Below are 16,998 nucleotides of genomic sequence, written 5' to 3'. Positions count from 1 at the left end.
GCGCAACGTCTCCGCATTCATCCCCAACCGGCCAGACACCGCCACAATCGCGGCCCACTCGGAGCCGTAATCCTGAACATGCTCAGTGACCAGCCGGACCGCCTTGGCCTTGGTCTGCTCGTCGTACTTGCTCGGCATAGATGACACCTTCCCAACGAAGGAGGTGTGCACCAAACCCGGGGTGGTTCAGACACCCCAACCCCACCCAGGTGACGGCAACCCCCGAACTACCGACGGTCGGACGCAAAATGCGGCGAATGTGGACAACCCTCCCGCGAAGTGCCTCGAAGAGTTGCCGTCGCGGGCATCGGCTGGCAGCGGCGCGGTTCCACCGGACGGTTGCGTGCACGCCCCGCCGCGGGCGGGTGACACAAGGAGGCACTTCGCGGAAGGGTTATCCACACTTCCCGCATTCCGTGTACGCCGTGGTGGTGACGGTCGGCGGCGGTGTGGGGCGCCCGCATTTCGCGTCCGACCGTGCGCAGGCAGTGCGAGTCGGCCGCATTCCGCGTCCGACCGTGGGAAAACACTTCACGCGCGTCCGTCCCGCCTTAACCGACGGTCGGACGCGAAATGCGACGCGCCGAACCCCGCTCAGGTGACGGTCGGACGCGAAATGCGACCCCGTCGAACCCCAGCTAACTGACGGTCGGACGCGAAATTCGCCGAATGTGGAAAACCCTGCCGCGAGGTGCCTCGAAGTGTTGGCGTCGCGGTGTCGGCCGGCGGGGGCGCGGTTCCACGGAGGGTTCCGGTCCTCTCGGACCTGCGGGGAGCCCGGCGCAAGGAGGCACTTCGCGGAAGGGTTATCCACTTCCCGCATTCCGTGTTCGTGGTGGTGGCGGTGTGGGGCGGCCGCATTTTGCGTCCGACCGTGGGGAGGGAAGGAGGGGAGCTCGGCCGCATTTTGCGTCCGACCGTGGGGAGGGAAGGAGGGGAGGGCGGCCGCATTTTGCGTCCGACCGTGGGGAGGGAGGGGCGTTGGTGGGGGTTATCCCTTGTGTGGTGTCGCGGTTGGGACATTGTCATCAATTGGCAAGGTGCGGTGGGGGAGTTCTGGCCTAGGGTTCGGACACCTCTTTCCGTCCCACTGGAGGACCGCCCATGTTCAGCGCCCGTACGCTTCGCCGGGTTGCGGTTGCCGCCGCGCTCGCCGCCGGTGCCGCCTGTCTTACTCCACCGGCGCTTGCCGCCAATACCAGCGAGGCGACGGTTTCGGCCGTTCAGGCCGGCCTTCGCTCGTATTTCGTGATCACCGCGCCGGGGGCCACCGATGGCCCGAAGGCGGCGGTGCAGAGCAACGGGGGCACGGTTTACGCCTCGTACGACGCGATCGGCGTTATCGTGGCGCACTCGTCGTCGACCGGGTTCGCTGCCGCGATGCGCGGGGTGACCGGCGTGCAGAAGGTCGGGGCCACCCGGACCTCGGACGTACCGGCCGCCGCGGCGAATCCGGCTATTCCGGGCGCGCCTTCGCAGATCACGCCTACCGCGAACGAGACCAATCGCGCCGACATGGTGCAGATCGGCGCGGACAAGGCCTGGGCGGTCAATACGGGATCGCCCGAGGTGCGTGTCGCCGTACTCGACACGGGTGTGGACGACCAGCACTACGACTTGAAGGCGAACTTCGACGCCACCCGGTCCGCGTCGTGCGCCTACGGCAAGGCTGATACCCGCGCAGGCGCGTGGCGGCCGGTTGGCGAGCACGGAACCCACGTGGCCGGCACGATCGCCGCCGCGAAGAACGGCAAGGGCATCATCGGCGTCGCGCCCGGGGTGAAGATCTCGTCGATCCGGATCGCTGAGCCGAGCACGCAGTTGTTCTTCCCGGAGAACACGGTCTGCGCGTTCGTCTTCGCCGGTGACCAGGGCGTCGACATCACGAACAACAGCTATTACACGGATCCCTGGCTGTTCAACTGCCCGAGCAACGTCGACCAGGCCGCGATCCTTGAAGCGGTGAAGCGTTCGGTGGCGTACGCCGAGGGCAAGGGCGTGCTGAACATCGCCGCCGCCGGCAACGAGAACTACAACCTGGCCAGCAAGACGACCGACAGCACCAGCCCGAACGACTCCACCGCCACGAACCGCACGATCACCAACGACTGCCTCAACCTGCCGGGCGAACTTCCCGGCGTTGTTTCGGTTTCGTCGGTCGGAGCCAGCAACACCAAGTCGTCGTTCTCCAACTACGGCACGGACAAGATCCACCTCGCGGCGCCGGGTGAGTCGACGTACTCGACTGTGCCGGGTGGTCGCTACAGCTCCATGTCCGGTACGTCGATGGCCTCTCCGCACGTGGCAGGTGTTGCCGCGCTGCTTGCGAGCGTCAACCCGACCGCGACGCCGGCCCAGCTCCGGGCGGCCCTGGCCGCTCAGGCCGACGACCTGCCCTGCTCGGGTGGTTGCACCGGTACGGCCGCGAAGAACTCGTACTTCGGCGAAGGCCTGGTCGACGCGGAAGAGGCCGTCGGTGACGCGTCTCCGGCCGGGCCGAGCGTGACCAGCCCGGGCAACCGTACGGGCAAGGTCGGTACGGCGGTGTCGTTGCAGGTGGAGGCGACCGATCCGGGCGGTCAGGCGCTTACCTTCAGCGCGACCGGTCTTCCGGCGGGACTGACGATCAGCGCGAGCGGGCTCATCACCGGTACGCCGACCGCTGCTGGTACGTCGAACGTGACTGTGACGGCCAAGAACGCCGACAACCGTACGGGTTCAGCAACCTTCACCTGGACGATTACGAGCGACAACCCGGGTGGCACGGTCACGCTGACCAAACCGGCCAACCAGTGGAACTTCCGCGGCTGGGCGATCCAGGGCCTGCAGATCCAGGGATCGAGTACGGCGGGTGGCAGCCTTACCTACACCGCGACGGGTCTTCCCGCCGGTCTGACCATCAGCGCCAGCGGACGCATCACCGGTACCCCGACTACCGCGGGAACTTCAACCGTCACGGTGACCGGCAAGGACGCTGGAGGCAGTACAGGTTCCACTAGCTTCACCTGGACCATCTACGGCTTCTAACCGCGCAAACCAGCCGTAACCACCCGAGCCAGCCCGAACCACCGGAGCCAGCTCGAACCACCGGAGCCAGCTCGAACCACCCGAGCCAGCTCGAACCACCCGAGCCAGCTCGAACCATCTGAAGACGCCAAGACCAGCGAGACCCCGGGCGAACCATGCCCGGGGTCTCGCTGCATTACCACCCGGAAATGGCCTGAGAGCGGCGCTTAACACCGTGTTCATAATCGGGCAACAGGTCCGTAACGGCTGATTGACACCGTCGACTTCGGTCAGTTCAGGAACACCTGAGGGGACGGCCGCAAACGAAGGGACAGACGGTTGAGCTACAAGGCCGAGTACATCTGGATCGACGGTACGGAACCGAGCGCGCGCCTTCGCTCGAAGACAAAGATCCTCGCCGACGGCGCGGAGCTGCCGGATTGGGGCTTCGACGGTTCGAGCACCAACCAGGCACCCGGTGACAACTCGGACTGCGTACTGAAGCCGGTCTTCTCCTGCCCCGACCCGATTCGCGGTGGTGCGCACAAGCTGGTGCTGTGCGAGGTCTACCTCGTCGACGGCACCCCGCACCCGACCAACAACCGGGCCAAGCTGCTGCCGATCGCCGAGCAGTTCGCCGAGCAGGACTCCTGGTTCGGTATCGAGCAGGAGTACACCTTCTTCCAGGAGGGACGCCCGCTCGGCTTCCCGGCCGTCGGTTTTCCCGCCCCGCAGGGCCCGTACTACTGCGGCGTCGGCGCTGACGAGGTGTTCGGCCGCGAGATCGTCGAGAAGCACCTGGACGCCTGCATCGAGGCCGGCCTGGCGGTTTCCGGTATCAACGCCGAGGTCATGCCGGGTCAGTGGGAGTTCCAGATCGGCCCGGCCGGTCCGGTCGACGTCGCCGACCACCTGTGGGTGGCCCGCTGGCTGCTGTACCGCATCGCCGAGGAGTTCGACGTAGCCGCGACCCTGGACGCGAAGCCGGCCAAGGGTGACTGGAACGGCGCCGGCGCGCACACCAACTTCTCCACCCGGGCCATGCGGGAGGGCTACGACGCGATCATCACCGCGTGCGAGTCGCTCGGCGCCCCGGGCAAGGTCGAGGAGCACATCGCCGGTTACGGTCACGGCATCGAGGAGCGCCTGACCGGTCACCACGAGACCGCTCCGCACGACGTCTACAGCTACGGGGTCTCCGACCGTGGCGCTTCGGTCCGCATTCCCTGGCAGGTCGAGGTGGACAAGAAGGGCTACATCGAGGACCGGCGCCCCAACGCCAACATCGATCCCTACAACGTCACCCGGCTGCTGGTGAACACCTGCTGCACGGCGCTGGAGAAGGCCGGCCAGGTCTGATCTCGCACTCGCACTGCCCACAACGTCGTCCGGCACCGCCGGGCGACGTTGTGTCATTCTGGCCGGACGCAACTAGGCGAGACAGACGCAACCAGGCGTAGACAGGCGAAACCACGCGCCATCACCTGACTGACGTCTGTCGCTCTCTGCGATGGGGTGTGGCGATGAACTGGCTGGCACCGGTCGGATTCGGTCTGGCCGTTCTTCCGCTCTGCCTGACCCCGGGCGTGAGCTTCACGCTCGTCACCGAGCGAGTGCTCGGAAGCGGTGTCCGGGCCGGTGCCGGAGTGATCGCCGGTACGTCCTTCGGACTGCTGACCCACGCACTACTCGCTGGGGTCGGGTTGTCCGCGCTGGTCATGAGGTCCGCCACGGCCTTCACCGTGGTGAAGCTGCTCGGCGCGCTGTACCTGATCGTGCTCGGAGTCCGGACCATCTGGGCGGCCCGGCCGGCGGCCACCGCGGCCCAGGCCGGTGACAGGTCCTCAGGAAGGTGCTCGCTGCCGTGGAACAACCGTGGCGACTTCGTCCAGGGCTACCTGGGCAACGTTCTCAACCCCAAGGCCGCCGCGGTCTATCTCACCCTCGCGCCGCAGTTCCTGGTTCGGGATCACCCGCTGCTGCCGCAGATCATGCTGCTGTGCGCCGCGCACGTGATCGTGGCGGCCAGTTGGCTGCTCATCTGGGCCGGGGTCGTGCATATGTCCCGGCGCGCGTTCCGCACTCCCACGTTGCGTACGGCGATGTCCAGGATCTCCGGGCTGGTCCTGGTGGCACTGGGCGTGCGAACCGCCGTCGCCGCCAGGTGACGCCGAAGCCATCCCTGACGGCCGGATCCCGGTTCGGCGGCCCGGAGACGGGTACCCCGAGGGGAACCGGGAGGAGACGAGATGGCGCGCGTAGTACTGATCACCGGGGCGTCCAGCGGGATCGGCCGGGCCACGGCCCAGGCGTTCGCGGCCGAAGGGGCGAACCTCGTTCTGGCCTCACGATCGCCTGACGGCCTTGCCGCCGTGGAGGCGGAAACGAAGGCCTTGGCCGGGGAAGTGCTCACCGTGCCGACGGATGTCGCCGACGCCGAGCAGGTGGAGGCGTTGTTCGAGGAGGCCGTACGGCGGTTTGGCCGGGTTGACGCCGTCGTACACGCCGCGGCCGTGCTGGCGTACGGGCGGTTCGAGGATCTCCCGGCCCAGGTCTTCGACCAGGTCATCCGGATCAACCTCGGCGGTACGGCGAACGTCAGCCGCGAGGCGCTCAAGGCGTTCCGCGACTCCGGTGGTGGCCGGCTGGTCCTGGTCGGCTCGCTGCTCGGGATGATCGCTTTGCCGACGATGGGCGCCTACACCACGTCGAAGTGGGCGATTCACGGTCTCGCGCACACCTTGCGGATCGAGGCCCGCCAAACGCCCGGGGTTCACGTCAGCCTGGTCTGGCCTGGTTCGGTCAACACGCCGATCTACCACCAGGCGGCCAGCTTTCTCGATCGGGCGAATCGGGCGCTGCCACCGGTCGATCCACCCGAGAAGGTGGCCCGCGCGATCGTGAAGACGGTGCACCGGCCCCGGCGGTCGGTTTCGGTCGGCCCGGTGAATCACTTGGTCGCCCAGCTGTTCGCATCGCTGCCAGGGGTGTACGACGCGGTGGCGGGCCCGGTGATCCGGGGAGGCGGAACCACCAAGGAGCCGGTGCTGCCGAACCACGGCAACGTCTTCGAACCGAAGCCCGAAGGTGAAGCCGTGCACGGGAAATGGGGACGGCACTGGTTGCGCGGTATCGCCCTGGCGGGCGCCGCCGGACTAGCCGGTGCCGCCGCAACCGCCTACCGCCGTACCAACCGCTAGAGCCGCCGTACGAGCCTTAAGCCGCAGCAACGCTAGAACCGCCGTACGAGCCTTAAGTCGCGGGCAACCGCTAGACAGAACCTACTTCCGGAACCGGAGGCGGTCGTGCAACAGGGCGGCTCGGGCGGCGTTGGAGCCGCACGCGCCGTGTACGCCGCCTCCGGGATGTGCCGAGGCTGACGCCAGGTATAGCCCGCCCACAGGCGTTTCAGCCCGCCCAAGTCCCGGTACGGGCCGGAAGATCAACTGCTGGTGGAGAGCCGCCGTACCGCCGTTGACCGCTCCGCCGACCAGGTTCGCGTCACGGGCCTGCATCTCGTGCGGGGTGAGTACGCGGCGCGCAATCACCTTGCTGCCGAAGCCCGGGGCGAACCGTTCCACGCGGGCCTGGATCCGGTCGGCCATGCGCTCACCTTCGTCGCGGTCCCACGCGCCGGTCAGGCCGTCCGGCCCGGCGTCGTGCCGGACCCGTTGCGGTACGTGTGTGTAGGCCCAGACCGATTCGGTTCCAGCAGGTGACCGGGTCGGATCGGCCGTGGTCATCTGGCCCATCAGCAGGAACGGGTCGGACGGTACGGCGCCGGCCGTGATCTGCGCCGCGGTCCGGGACAACTCGTCGACCGATTCGGCGATATGAACCGTGCCCGGGGCCAGCTCGGGCTGGTCGCGCCACGGGATCGGCCCGTCCAGGGCCCAGTCGACCTTGACCGTTCCCGGGTCCCACTCGAAGCCGCGCAACCGCTTGAGCAAGCGCGCGGGTAGTACCTCCGGCGGCAGCATGTCGCCGTACAGCGCGGGGGCGGAGACGTCGGCCAGTACGGCGCGATCGGCCGCGAACCGCGTGCCTTCCGCCGTGACCACACCAACGGCACGGCCGTCGCGAACGGTGATCTCGGTGACCCGGCTGTCGCAGTGGATCGTGCCGCCGACACTGGTGAATCGATCGGCCAGCGCCTGGCTCAACCGGCCCGCGCCACCAACGGGCACGGGATATCCGTACTGCTGGCCGAGCATCACCAGCAGCCAGCCCATAAAGCCCGAACCGGCCGACTCCGGGTTGATATCGGCGTGCTGCGCGTTCGTGGCGAACAGCATCCGCCCGGCCTCGTCGGAGAAGTGCTGCTCACCAAGGGCCCGTACGGACGTGAGGAACAACCGCAGCCGGTCGAATCCACCGGGCCGGGCCAACCGCATGCCGAGCCGGGCACCCGCGCGAACCGGCGGGAACGGAGTCAGCAGGGCATCGATGACGGCGGGCCCGAGCCGGCGCCAGTCGTCCACGAGCGAGAGCCAGGCCTCGCCGTCGGCCGGATTGGCGAACGACGCCGCGGTGTCGGCCGGGTCCGGGTGCACCAGCGACCAGCCGCCGCCCGCGAGCGGGTTGCCGACCGGTGACGGGGCGTTGGACCACGCCAGGCCGTGTTGCTCCAGCCGTAGGGCGCGCAGCGTCGGTGATGCCGCCGCGAGCGGATAGAACGAGCTGAACGTGTCGTGCACGTACCGGCTGTCCACGTCCCGGGCACTGCGCACGGCACCTCCGGGCGTGGGCTGTGCCTCCAGCACGGTGACGTCCCAGCCTTGGTCGGCCAGCAGATTGGCGGCCACCAGCCCGTTCGGGCCGGCTCCGATCACGATCGCGTCGGTCATCCGTCACCAGTGTCCAGGGAGTGGTCCGGGCATGCATCGGGTACTGGGCGGCCATGAGCCAGAACGAGCGGGTTGTGCACGCTGCACCGGAGGACGTGTTCAAGATCCTCGGCGACGGTTGGACCTACGCGGGCTGGGTCGTCGGCGCGGCCCGCATCCGTGACGTCGACAAGGGCTGGCCGGAACCGGGCCGCCGGATCCACCACTCGGTCGGGTCGTGGCCGGTGTTGATCGATGACACCACCACGGTCGAGGCGTACGAGCCGAACAGCCGGCTCAAACTCAAGGTGCGGGCCTGGCCGACCGGCGAGGGCTACGTCGAATTCACCGTGGCGGCTCATCCGGAGGGCTGCCTGGTGACGATGCGCGAGGACACCGCGGCCGGTCCGGCCAAGCTGATCCCGAAGCCGGTGCTCGACCCGGTGCTGAGCTGGCGCAACACCGAGTCGCTGCGTCGCCTGGCCCTGCTCGCCGAAGGCCACCACCACGCCGGCAGCGACTCACCCGGCCCCAACTCGACTGCTTGATACCGGTGCTAGCTCGGCGGTGTGAGCCGGTGCAGGCGGTGCCGGATCGCCTCGGCGGACTTGTAGAGCAGGTCGTTGGCCTGCTGCGCGGTCTGCCGGCAGCCACACGCCTCGTCGTTCGACTCGGCACACGCGCAGCGGAAACACTCTTCCGCGCTCGCCTCCACAACCGCGGGCAGCTGGGCGTGGATCGCGACCAGCCGGCGTAACCGGGGATCCGTCATCGCGGCATCCACCAGATCCACGCCGGTCGCGCTGTAGTGCTCGGCGAGAAAGGCCGCGAGCACCTCGGCCACCTGCTGACGTGTGGTCACCGCCGCGTGGTACCCCGTTCGTTCCGGCTGACACCGAGCACCGCGTCCTGCCCGGCCGGCGAAACGTCGCCGACCGGACAGGACCCGATGATCACTTACCGGTGGCCTTCTTGGCCTTTGCCTGCGCCTTGCCCTTCACCGTGCCGATGGCGTCCTGCGTGGCCGAGTAGGTCCCGTAGAGCGCCGGATCGGGCGCGGGCGCCGTACCGGGCCCGCCGAGCGGCTGCGGGTCCGTCAGGTACTCCAGCCCGTCCTTGCCCTTCGACCAGCCACCCTTCGGCCCGTCCGTACCGTCGGACAGACCCCAGATGGTGTGGTTGTGGTCCTGGTTCTCCTCGTCCAGATACGCGTTCGGCACGATCGGTGTCTCCAGTCCGTCGGACTCCAGCTCCTCGATGGCCTTCAGCCACTGCTTCTGGTGCACGGTGTCGCGGGCCAGGTTGAACCGCAGCATCTCCCGTACGCCGGGGTCGTCGGTCATGTTGTAGAGCCGCGCGGTCTGCAACCGCCCCTGGGCCTCGGCCGCCGCGTTGGCCCGGAAATCGGCCAGCAGGTTGCCGCTGGCGATGATGTAGCCGCCGTTCCAGGGCACGCCCTGGCTGTTGTTCGGCAGCGCGCCACCGCCGGCCACGATGGCCTGCTGCGGATCCATGCCACCCAGTACGGCGGCCATCACCGGGTCCTTGACCGACTCGGCCAGCACGGTCGAGGGGGCGCCCTCGAGCAGCCGCGCCACCATCGTGGCGAGCATCTCGACATGGCCGATCTCCTCGGTCGCGGTATCCATCAGCAGGTCCTTGTACTTGCCCTCGACCCGGCAGTTCCAGCCCTGGAACAGGTACTGCATGGTCACCGTCATCTCACCGTACGCACCACCGATGAGTTCCTGCAGCTTCCTGGCGTAAACCGGGTCAGGGCGTTCCGGCCGGGCTTCGAACTGCAGTCGTTTGGTGTGGCGGAACATGGATCCTCCATCCAGTTTGGCGAGGCCCGGGGGTACCCAAGGGGCGGCCAGATACACCGATCGCGGGAAATAGGTTCACACTGGCGGAGAATGGGGGAGAACTGTCCTGAAGGGGGGACCTGCCTGTGATACCCGAGTCGTCTCCATTGGTGTCGCTCGACCAGGTGATGGCGGATATCGCCGCGGCGCTGAACGTGCCGATCGACCTGGACGACACGCTGCGGAGCCTCACCAGTAGCGCGGTCGAGAACATTCCCGACCTGATCTCGGCCAGCCTGTCGGTCACCCACCGCGACGGCTCGATCAAGACGGTCGCACCGACCGACTCGCTGTCGGTCCAGGCCGACCAGCTGCAGTACCTGCTCGGTGAGGGGCCGTGTGTGCGGGCGGCGCTGGAAGAGCCGGTGGTGATCGTGCCGGACATGGCGACCGATCCGCGCTGGCCGGTCTATGGCCCGAAGGTCGCCGAGATGGGGGTCGGCGCCCAGGTGGCCTTCCAGTTCCGGGCTCAGCACGATCAGGTTCGCGGCGCGCTCAACCTGTACTTCGCCACCGCGCGGCAGATCGATGACGAGACCCTGATGCTCGGCCGGATGTACGCGACGCATATCGCGATCGCGATGGGCTGGGCCCGGCACGAGGAGACGCTGAACGAGGCCATCCTGACCCGCAACGTGATCGGCCAGGCGGTCGGCGTACTGATGGAGCGGTACAAGCTGGACGCGGATCGCGCGTTCGACTTCCTGGTCCGCACCTCGCAGACCGGCAACGTGAAACTCCGGGTGGTCGCGGAGGCCCTCGTCGCCGAAACCACCGACCAGGCCCGCCGCTGACGGGTTGGCGTGGTTCAACGCGAGGCGGTGGCGGCGACCCGGTGTACGAATGAGTGCGGGCCTTCGGTCACCAGGCGCAGGACCGGCGCGGAGGCGCGCGGCCCGCGCAGCTCGACGTTCCCATCCAGTACGACGAGGCCGGCGTCCCCGGGATCGTCCAGTGGCTCGCTGACCCGGCGGAACACGAACTCCGGATCGTTCGACCACTCGTCCCGGGTGGCGGCGATCTCCCGTGGGCCGGCCGGACGGGCGATACCCGGTCGGGCGGGCTCGCTCCACGCGGGCAGCGGGTGCGGTGACGACTCGGCCCGAACGGGCTCGCCGGGCAGCAACCACAGCGTGCGTCCCGGCGTACACCATCCTGCGAGCAGTCCCAGCAGGCCGGCCCGCTGTGGCGCCGTACAGATGGTGCCGGAATAGCCGACGCGCAGGTTCACCAGCACGCGGTGTTCGTCCTCGCTCAGGTCGGTCACGCCGAGCAGCTCGGCCGCCTCCTCGACGGACAGTCCTTCTTCGTGAGTACGGCGAACCGGCCAGCGCGGGAACGCCGGCCGCGGCCAGAGGTAGGGCAGATCATCGGGTACCCCGGGAAAGATCGGCCCGTAGTACGTCGGGTCCTTCCGGAGCAGGGCCGAGCGGTGGGACAGGTGCACGGCCTCTTCGCCCAACCACGGCGGCAGCGCGCCCGCGGCGGCCAGCGTGGGCTGCTCCGGAACCTCCCCGCCGGTGAATTCGAGCAGCGTCGGCAAGGTGCTGTCGGTATGACCCCGCGCGCCCCATTCCCGGCACACGGCCGTGCCGTAGCCGACCAGGGCACGGGTGAAACCGCGCCACATACCCACGGCCGGATGGTGCTTCCACCCGTAGTCCGGCCAGACCAGCGCCCGCAGGATCTGAAGGGTTTCGACCCGCTGTTTGCCTAGCCGCCGATCGTCCAGCACCGCGGCGCTGGCAGCGAAGTCGGCATACGGCACAAACGTCTGCATGGGCCCCCAGTGCCCACTTCAGACCTTCGCAAAGCGGTCCAGGGCGGCAAGAACGGTCTCCGCCATGCCGGGATCACCGGTGCCATGGCCCGCCTCGTCGATCAGCCGGAGGTCGGCGTCGGGCCAGAGCTGAGCCAGCTGCCAGGCGATATCGGGCGGGCCACTGACATCGAGCCGCCCGTGCACGAGCACACCGGGAATACCGGCCAGTTTGGTTGCCTCCCGCATCAATTGGCCGTCGGGCAGCCACGCCGCGTGCCGCCAGTAGTGCGTGACGAGCTTCGCGAAAACCATCCGGAACCGGGCGTCGCCGTACCGCGGGTCCGGCTGGTGGTTGGCGTGCACCGCGACGTGCGAGTCCTCCCAGGTGCACCAGTCGCGCGCCGCCTTCGCACGCACGGCCGGATCCGGATCGGCGAGCAGCTCGGCATACGCGTCGACGAGGCTGCCGTCGCGCCGCTCAGCCGGTACGCCGTCGCGGAAGCGGGCCCACTCCGCGGGGAAGACCCGGCCCATGTCCCGGGTGATCCACTCGACCTCGCGGCGGGTGGTGTTCGTGACGCTGAACAGCACCAGTTCGGACACCACCCCGGGATAGGCCTCGGCGTACGCCAGGCCGAGCGTCGCGCCCCAGGAACCACCGAAGACCAGCCAGCGGTCGATGCCGAGGTGATCGCGGAGCTGCTCCAGATCGCGGATCAGGTGATGCGTGGTGTTCACGCTCAGATCCACGCCGAACTCGCTCGCGTGCGGGGTGGACCGGCCGCAGCCGCGCTGGTCCAGCAGCACCACGCGATACGCCGCCGGGTCGAAGAACCGCCGCCATCCCGGCGTACAACCCGAGCCTGGGCCGCCGTGCAGCACGACGGCCGGCTTGCCGGTGGGGTTGCCGCAGACCTCCCAATAGACATGGTTGCCGTCACCAACATCCAGCAGACCGGTCTGGAACGGCTCGATCGGGGGATACATGGCGCTCCTCGAGAAATCTAACAGTACTGTTATATTCCTATCATGTACCGCGGCGCCGGAACCCACCTCAGACATGTGCTCGAGTTGCTCGACGGCGATGTCGCCAAGGTGTACGACGAGCAGGGCCTGGCGGACTACCGGCCCAGGTTCTCCCCGGTGGTGCGGGCTTTGCTGGCCGAGGGGCCGCTGTCGATCCGGGCGCTCGCGCTGGCGGTCGGCGTGACGCATTCGGCCGCCAGCCAGACGGTGAACCAGATGGCGCGCGCGGGGTTCGTGGCGCTGACGCGCGGCGCGGACGCACGCCAGCGAATCGTGCGGCTGACCGAACGGACCCGGGAGTTGCTGCCGGTGATCGAGGCGGAGTGGGACGCGACCGAGGCCGCCATGGCCGAGCTCGATCAGGAGTTGTCCGTGCCACTGGCGCAGGTGCTGGCGGAAATCGAAAGCGCGCTGGAAAAGCGGTCCTTCGCGGCGAGGATCGCCGGAAACGTTCAGGATCGACCAGATCAGGACTAACATCGCGGGCCATGAGGGCCCTTGTCGCGGTGCTGCTGTCGGCAGTTCTCGTGGGGTGCTCGACCAGTGCGCCGAAGACGGCGCCCACCCCGGTCGGCCGGGAATTCCCTGCGCCAGCCGTGGCGGCGCTCGATGACGGACAGGCCGCCGCGAAACTGCAGGCGGTGCTGGACGAGGTCGTGGCGTTGTTCAAGACCACGCCCGGCGCCGAGACCGCCGCCCGGGGCGTGACGGCCGCCGTGATCGTGGGCGATCGCTGGTCCTGGACCGGTGCCGCCGGCGCGGACGCCCTCGGTGAGACGCTCCGGCCTTCGACCGAGATGGCCACGGCCAGTATCACCAAGACCTTTGTCGCGGCCGAGGTGCTCCGCCTGGCCGAGGCGGGCCGGATCGACCTGAACGCGCCGCTGTCGCGGTACGTGAAGCACCGGTTGACGGCCAACGGCGCCACCGTCCGGCAGTACCTCGCGATGACCGCGGGTGTGCCCGATTTCCTGCCCAGTGACTACGAGAAGATGGCGAAGGACCTCGCCGGTGCGCCCGCACGACGGTGGACCGCCCGGCAGGCGCTGAAGTACCACACGTCGGCGCCACGTAAGCCCGGTTCGCCGTACTCCTATAGCAATGCGAGTTATCTGCTGGTGGGGATGGCGATCGAGGCCGTCACGAAGAAGCCGCTGGCCCTTGCTCTGCGCAACGATCTGGTGAAACCGGCCGGCCTGCGCCGGATCGCTTTCCAGGACGGCGAACGCCCGCAGGAGCCGATCGCGGGTTCGAAGTCCGAGGTGTGCGGAACGATCCCGGACGGATTCATCCCGTGCCGGTCCGTGGCCAGCTCGTCGGCGGCGGCCGGTTCGATGGCGGCCGACGCCGCGACGGTGGCGCGCTGGGGATACCAGCTGTACGGCGCCCGCGTACTGCCCGCCGCGATCGTGGACCAGCTGATCTCGGGCTCGCCTTCGGGCTCGAGTGAGTACGGTCTCGGCACGATGCGGTTCTCGTCCACGCTCGGCCCGCTCGGGGACGCCTTCGGTCACCGGGGCAACGCGCCCGGTTACACCAGCCTGCTCGCGGTGATTCCCACCCGGCGACTCTCCGTCGCGGTCCTGCTTGCGGACGGCAACAAGAACGTGGACGCGGTGATGACGAAGTTCCTGACCGCATTGGCGCCACTCGTTCAGGGATAATGTCGAGAACGGCCCGCGGGCTCCGTCCTACCGGTGGAGGCGCCGGCCGGCGTCACCGGTGACGAAGGAGACAACAACGTGAAGTTCCTGCTGATCATGACCGTCAACCCGGCCATCTGGGAATCCCTGACCGAGGCCGAACGTGATGCCGTCATGACGGGCCACGGCCCCTTCATGGAGACGATCCAGAAGTCCGGGGAGTTTCTCGGCACGGTCGCGCTGGCCGAACCGGCCAAGAGTGCCGTGGTCCGCGTGCGGGACGGCGCCCCGGTGGTGACGGACGGCCCGTTCGTGGAGTCGAAGGAGTTCCTCGGCGGCTACTACCTGGTGGAATGCGTGGACGAGGCCCGGGCATACGAGCTGGCCGCGATGATTCCGGACGCGGCCGTGCCCGGCTTGGGGATCGAGGTACGGCCCGTGGTCTTCTCCGCCGGGCCGGAATGAGCGCATCGATCGAGGACCTGCTGCGCGAGTTGGCGCCGCAGGTCCTCGGCATCCTCGCGCGGCGCAACGAGCGGTTCGACCTCTGCGAGGACGCCGTCCAGGAGGCCCTGCTGGCGGCGGCCACGAACTGGCCGGTGGAGGGGTTGCCGGACAACCCGCGCGGCTGGCTGATCACTGTCGCGTCCCGGCGGCTCACCGATCTGTGGCGCAGCGAGAACGCCCGGCGCGAGCGCGAGGTCAAGGCGTTCCGGCTCTCGCTGGGCGAGGTGACCTCCGGTGAGTTGTCCTTTGGCGGGGTCGGGGCCGAGCCGGCCGCCGTACCGGCTGAGGACGACACCCTCACGCTGTTGTTCCTCTGCTGTCATCCGGCTTTGTCCGCGTCGTCCCAGCTGGCGTTGACCTTGCGGGCGGTCGGCGGTCTCACCACCGCGCAGGTGGCGCATGCGTTCCTGGTGCCCGAGTCGACGATGGCGCAGCGGATCAGCCGGGCCAAGGACAAGATCCGCTCCACTGGTACGACGTTTGCGATGCCGCCGGAGGAGGAGCGGGACGAACGGCTCCAGGTCGTGCTGCAGGTGCTCTATCTGATCTTCAACGAGGGATACACGGCGTCGTCCGGGCCGGATCTGCATCGGGTGGAGCTGAGCGCTGAGGCGATTCGGTTGACCCGGGCGGTACGACGGCTGCTGCCGGATGACGGTGAGGTGGCGGGTCTGCTTGCGCTGATGTTGCTGACCGATGCGCATCGCCCGGCGCGAACGGGTCCGGACGGCTCGTTGATTCCACTGGCTGAGCAGGATCGCTCGCTGTGGGACGCGGCGGCCGTTGCCGAGGGCACTGAATTGATCGAGGCGACGATGCGTACGGCGCCGCTGGGGCCCTATCAGTTGCAGGCGGCAATTGTTGCTGTGCACAACGAGGCGGTTCGGGCCGAGGACACTGATTGGGCGCAGATCGCGGTGCTTTATCAAGTGCTGGAACGGATCTCGCCGAATCCGATGATCACGCTCAATCGGGCAATCGCGGTCGCGATGGTGGACGGCCCGGATGCTGGGCTCGCGCTGCTCGAACCGCTCGGGGCGGATCGGCGGATGGCCGGACACCATCGTCTTCATGCGGTGCGGGCGCATTTGCGTGAGCTGGCGGGGGAGTTGGATGCGGCGCGCGCGGGGTATCTGGAGGCGGCTCGGCGAACGACCAGTCAGCCCGAGCAGCGCTACCTGACCGCCCGCGCGAGCCGTCTCTCAGTCGCCTCGGGCTAGGCGGCGGTGAGGCGGGTGCCGAGGGTCGGTAGGTCGGGGAGGAACCAGACCTCGCGGCCTTGATTGCATTCGCGAACGAACGCGTCGAGGTTCGGGCGGGCTGCGGTGTGGTGGGAGATGTCGCCGATGACGGCGAGGCGGGATCCATACATGACGAATCGCTGAACCACTTCCCCGGCGATCCGGCTGCTCAGGTCGAAGAAGTCGTCCGCTAGGCGCGTCACCGGCACCGCGAAGCAGTCCGGGTTCTCGAAGTAGTGCTCACCGATGAGATCCACCACATCCTGCTGCGTACGCAACGCGGGCCCTTCGGTCGAAACCACCGCCACCACCTGCTCGCCGTACCGGACGATCTGGCTCTTCATCCCGCTCCCTTTGAATCTCGTTTTACTCTAAACGGCTTTATTAAAGCTTCTCATGTGGAAGGTTAGGGAACAATTCGCCGTGGTGGCTTCGGTGGTCGTGGCCAGGTCGGTCTGGGGTTGGATGCGCTTTTAGCGGTGGGGTACGACGACGTGCGGTGCGTGCGTACGTACGTACGTGCGTACGTACGTGCGTGCGTGCGGGTGGCTGCGGTGCGTCCGCTCGGGGCGTTGGTCTTCGCCTGGCTGAGGCGTGGCGTTGGTGGGGTGGTACCGGTGGCACCCGTCCCCCTGAGTGGTCTCGATGGTCAGGTCGGTCCGGGCCGCGTCAAGGGTTGGGAATCGGCTGCGCCGACGCTGCGCGCCCTTGACCCGACCCGAACCGACCAAAGGCGGCAGCTATCAGGGGGACGGGTGAGGTCTGCCCGGGTCCAAGCCGCCCTGCGCACCGCGACAAGTCGGCCATACGACACACGCTGTCCCCCGCCGTACGAAACACGCCGGCCCGCCGTCCGCCACGTGCCGGGTCGCGCTGCACTGCGCATCGGAGTGGCCGTCCAGCCCTCGCCTCCCTTCTCACGGTCGGACCCGAAATGCGGTGTGCCCGCGCGGGGCTTTCTCACGGTCGGACCCGAAATGCGGTGTGCCCGCGCGGGGCTTTCTCACGGTCGGACCCGAAATGCGGTGTGCCCGCGCGGGGCCTTCTCACGGTCGGACGCGAGGTGCGGTCCGGCTGCGTCCGCCTTTCTCACGGTCGGACGCAGAATGCGGCGGCGAATTG

Annotated in this window: 16 protein-coding genes and 1 pseudogene; 10 read left to right on the top strand and 7 right to left on the bottom strand. The window is 68.4% G+C overall.

Annotated features, from left to right (window positions below):
- Positions 1-138: pseudogene (locus tag ACFFGN_RS11450) on the bottom strand (IS3-like element ISMysp3 family transposase); the annotation flags it as partial.
- Between the two features lie 966 nt (positions 139-1,104).
- Here ACFFGN_RS11450 and ACFFGN_RS11445 point away from each other — a divergent pair.
- From ACFFGN_RS11445 to ACFFGN_RS11430, 4 genes are all read left to right on the top strand, one after another.
- Positions 1,105-3,027 carry a S8 family serine peptidase gene (locus tag ACFFGN_RS11445; protein WP_380046291.1) on the top strand — a complete coding sequence of 641 codons (1,923 nt, stop codon included), beginning with the start codon at positions 1,105-1,107 and terminating at the stop codon, positions 3,025-3,027.
- Positions 3,028-3,345: 318 nt separating this feature from the next.
- A complete protein-coding gene (gene glnII, locus ACFFGN_RS11440) occupies positions 3,346-4,365 on the top strand; it encodes a glutamine synthetase (RefSeq protein WP_380046289.1) in 1,020 nt (339 codons plus the stop codon).
- Positions 4,366-4,529: 164 nt separating this feature from the next.
- A complete protein-coding gene (locus ACFFGN_RS11435) occupies positions 4,530-5,174 on the top strand; it encodes a LysE family translocator (protein ID WP_380046287.1) in 645 nt (214 codons plus the stop codon).
- An 81-nt stretch (positions 5,175-5,255) separates the two neighbouring features.
- Entirely contained in the window at positions 5,256-6,206 is a 951-nt protein-coding gene (locus ACFFGN_RS11430; RefSeq protein ID WP_380046285.1) for an SDR family NAD(P)-dependent oxidoreductase, read from the top strand.
- Between the two features lie 81 nt (positions 6,207-6,287).
- Here the strand turns inward: ACFFGN_RS11430 and ACFFGN_RS11425 are convergent, their stop codons facing one another.
- Positions 6,288-7,853 (bottom strand): phytoene desaturase family protein, encoded by a 1,566-nt coding sequence (locus ACFFGN_RS11425; RefSeq protein WP_380046283.1) that lies wholly within the window; start codon positions 7,851-7,853, stop codon positions 6,288-6,290.
- A gap of 53 nt (positions 7,854-7,906) precedes the next feature.
- On the opposite strand from ACFFGN_RS11425, the gene ACFFGN_RS11420 reads away from it, so the two are divergent.
- Complete coding sequence (locus ACFFGN_RS11420) at positions 7,907-8,380, top strand: SRPBCC family protein (protein ID WP_380046281.1); 474 nt, start codon at positions 7,907-7,909, stop codon at positions 8,378-8,380.
- Between the two features lie 8 nt (positions 8,381-8,388).
- Here ACFFGN_RS11420 and ACFFGN_RS11415 read toward each other — a convergent pair whose 3' ends face one another.
- Together ACFFGN_RS11415 and ACFFGN_RS11410 are read right to left on the bottom strand one after the other, a co-directional pair.
- The gene (locus ACFFGN_RS11415) at positions 8,389-8,694 is read right to left on the bottom strand and encodes a hypothetical protein (RefSeq protein WP_380046279.1); all 306 of its coding nucleotides are present in this window, start codon (positions 8,692-8,694) and stop codon (positions 8,389-8,391) included.
- Between the two features lie 91 nt (positions 8,695-8,785).
- The gene (locus ACFFGN_RS11410; RefSeq protein WP_380046277.1) at positions 8,786-9,658 is read right to left on the bottom strand and encodes a manganese catalase; all 873 of its coding nucleotides are present in this window, start codon (positions 9,656-9,658) and stop codon (positions 8,786-8,788) included.
- 149 nt (positions 9,659-9,807) lie between these two features.
- Between ACFFGN_RS11410 and ACFFGN_RS11405 the strand changes: the two genes are divergently transcribed.
- Positions 9,808-10,491 carry a GAF and ANTAR domain-containing protein gene (locus ACFFGN_RS11405; RefSeq protein ID WP_380046275.1) on the top strand — a complete coding sequence of 228 codons (684 nt, stop codon included), beginning with the start codon at positions 9,808-9,810 and terminating at the stop codon, positions 10,489-10,491.
- Positions 10,492-10,505: 14 nt separating this feature from the next.
- Here ACFFGN_RS11405 and ACFFGN_RS11400 read toward each other — a convergent pair whose 3' ends face one another.
- Positions 10,506-11,477, bottom strand: coding sequence for an MSMEG_6728 family protein (locus ACFFGN_RS11400; RefSeq protein ID WP_380046273.1), 972 nt, complete (start codon positions 11,475-11,477; stop codon positions 10,506-10,508).
- A gap of 18 nt (positions 11,478-11,495) precedes the next feature.
- Positions 11,496-12,446 carry a prolyl aminopeptidase gene (gene pip / locus ACFFGN_RS11395; RefSeq protein WP_380046271.1) on the bottom strand — a complete coding sequence of 317 codons (951 nt, stop codon included), beginning with the start codon at positions 12,444-12,446 and terminating at the stop codon, positions 11,496-11,498.
- A gap of 75 nt (positions 12,447-12,521) precedes the next feature.
- Between pip and ACFFGN_RS11390 the strand changes: the two genes are divergently transcribed.
- The 4 genes from ACFFGN_RS11390 to ACFFGN_RS11375 all read left to right on the top strand — a co-directional run bounded on the left by ACFFGN_RS11390 (position 12,522) and on the right by ACFFGN_RS11375 (position 15,855).
- Entirely contained in the window at positions 12,522-12,962 is a 441-nt protein-coding gene (locus ACFFGN_RS11390) for a MarR family winged helix-turn-helix transcriptional regulator (protein ID WP_380046303.1), read from the top strand.
- Between the two features lie 11 nt (positions 12,963-12,973).
- Positions 12,974-14,149: a serine hydrolase domain-containing protein gene (locus ACFFGN_RS11385; RefSeq protein ID WP_380046269.1), complete on the top strand. Its 1,176-nt coding sequence runs from the start codon at positions 12,974-12,976 to the stop codon at positions 14,147-14,149.
- A gap of 78 nt (positions 14,150-14,227) precedes the next feature.
- A complete protein-coding gene (locus ACFFGN_RS11380) occupies positions 14,228-14,593 on the top strand; it encodes a YciI family protein (protein WP_380046267.1) in 366 nt (121 codons plus the stop codon).
- Complete coding sequence (locus ACFFGN_RS11375; protein WP_380046265.1) at positions 14,590-15,855, top strand: RNA polymerase sigma factor; 1,266 nt, start codon at positions 14,590-14,592, stop codon at positions 15,853-15,855. The genes ACFFGN_RS11380 and ACFFGN_RS11375 overlap by 4 nt, the downstream gene beginning before the upstream one ends.
- On the opposite strand, the gene ACFFGN_RS11370 is transcribed toward ACFFGN_RS11375, so the two are convergent.
- Complete coding sequence (locus tag ACFFGN_RS11370; RefSeq protein ID WP_380046263.1) at positions 15,852-16,220, bottom strand: DUF4180 domain-containing protein; 369 nt, start codon at positions 16,218-16,220, stop codon at positions 15,852-15,854. The genes ACFFGN_RS11375 and ACFFGN_RS11370 overlap by 4 nt on opposite strands.
- Between the last annotated feature and the right edge of the window lie 778 nt (positions 16,221-16,998).

It is taken from the genome of Kribbella deserti (assembly GCF_042434725.1).
Lineage (GTDB): Bacteria > Actinomycetota > Actinomycetes > Propionibacteriales > Kribbellaceae > Kribbella > Kribbella deserti.
This window is presented reverse-complemented; position numbering and strand designations above follow the sequence as displayed.

Coding starts and splice junctions, on each gene's coding strand:
- ACFFGN_RS11445 (WP_380046291.1), top strand. CDS start 1,105: ATGTTCAGCGCCCGTACGCTTCGCCGGGTTGCGGTTGCCGCCGCGCTC.
- ACFFGN_RS11435 (WP_380046287.1), top strand. CDS start 4,530: ATGAACTGGCTGGCACCGGTCGGATTCGGTCTGGCCGTTCTTCCGCTC.
- ACFFGN_RS11430 (WP_380046285.1), top strand. CDS start 5,256: ATGGCGCGCGTAGTACTGATCACCGGGGCGTCCAGCGGGATCGGCCGG.
- ACFFGN_RS11425 (WP_380046283.1), bottom strand. CDS start 7,853: ATGACCGACGCGATCGTGATCGGAGCCGGCCCGAACGGGCTGGTGGCC.
- ACFFGN_RS11420 (WP_380046281.1), top strand. CDS start 7,907: ATGAGCCAGAACGAGCGGGTTGTGCACGCTGCACCGGAGGACGTGTTC.
- ACFFGN_RS11410 (WP_380046277.1), bottom strand. CDS start 9,658: ATGTTCCGCCACACCAAACGACTGCAGTTCGAAGCCCGGCCGGAACGC.
- ACFFGN_RS11400 (WP_380046273.1), bottom strand. CDS start 11,477: ATGCAGACGTTTGTGCCGTATGCCGACTTCGCTGCCAGCGCCGCGGTG.
- pip (WP_380046271.1), bottom strand. CDS start 12,446: ATGTATCCCCCGATCGAGCCGTTCCAGACCGGTCTGCTGGATGTTGGT.
- ACFFGN_RS11385 (WP_380046269.1), top strand. CDS start 12,974: ATGAGGGCCCTTGTCGCGGTGCTGCTGTCGGCAGTTCTCGTGGGGTGC.
- ACFFGN_RS11375 (WP_380046265.1), top strand. CDS start 14,590: ATGAGCGCATCGATCGAGGACCTGCTGCGCGAGTTGGCGCCGCAGGTC.
- ACFFGN_RS11370 (WP_380046263.1), bottom strand. CDS start 16,220: ATGAAGAGCCAGATCGTCCGGTACGGCGAGCAGGTGGTGGCGGTGGTT.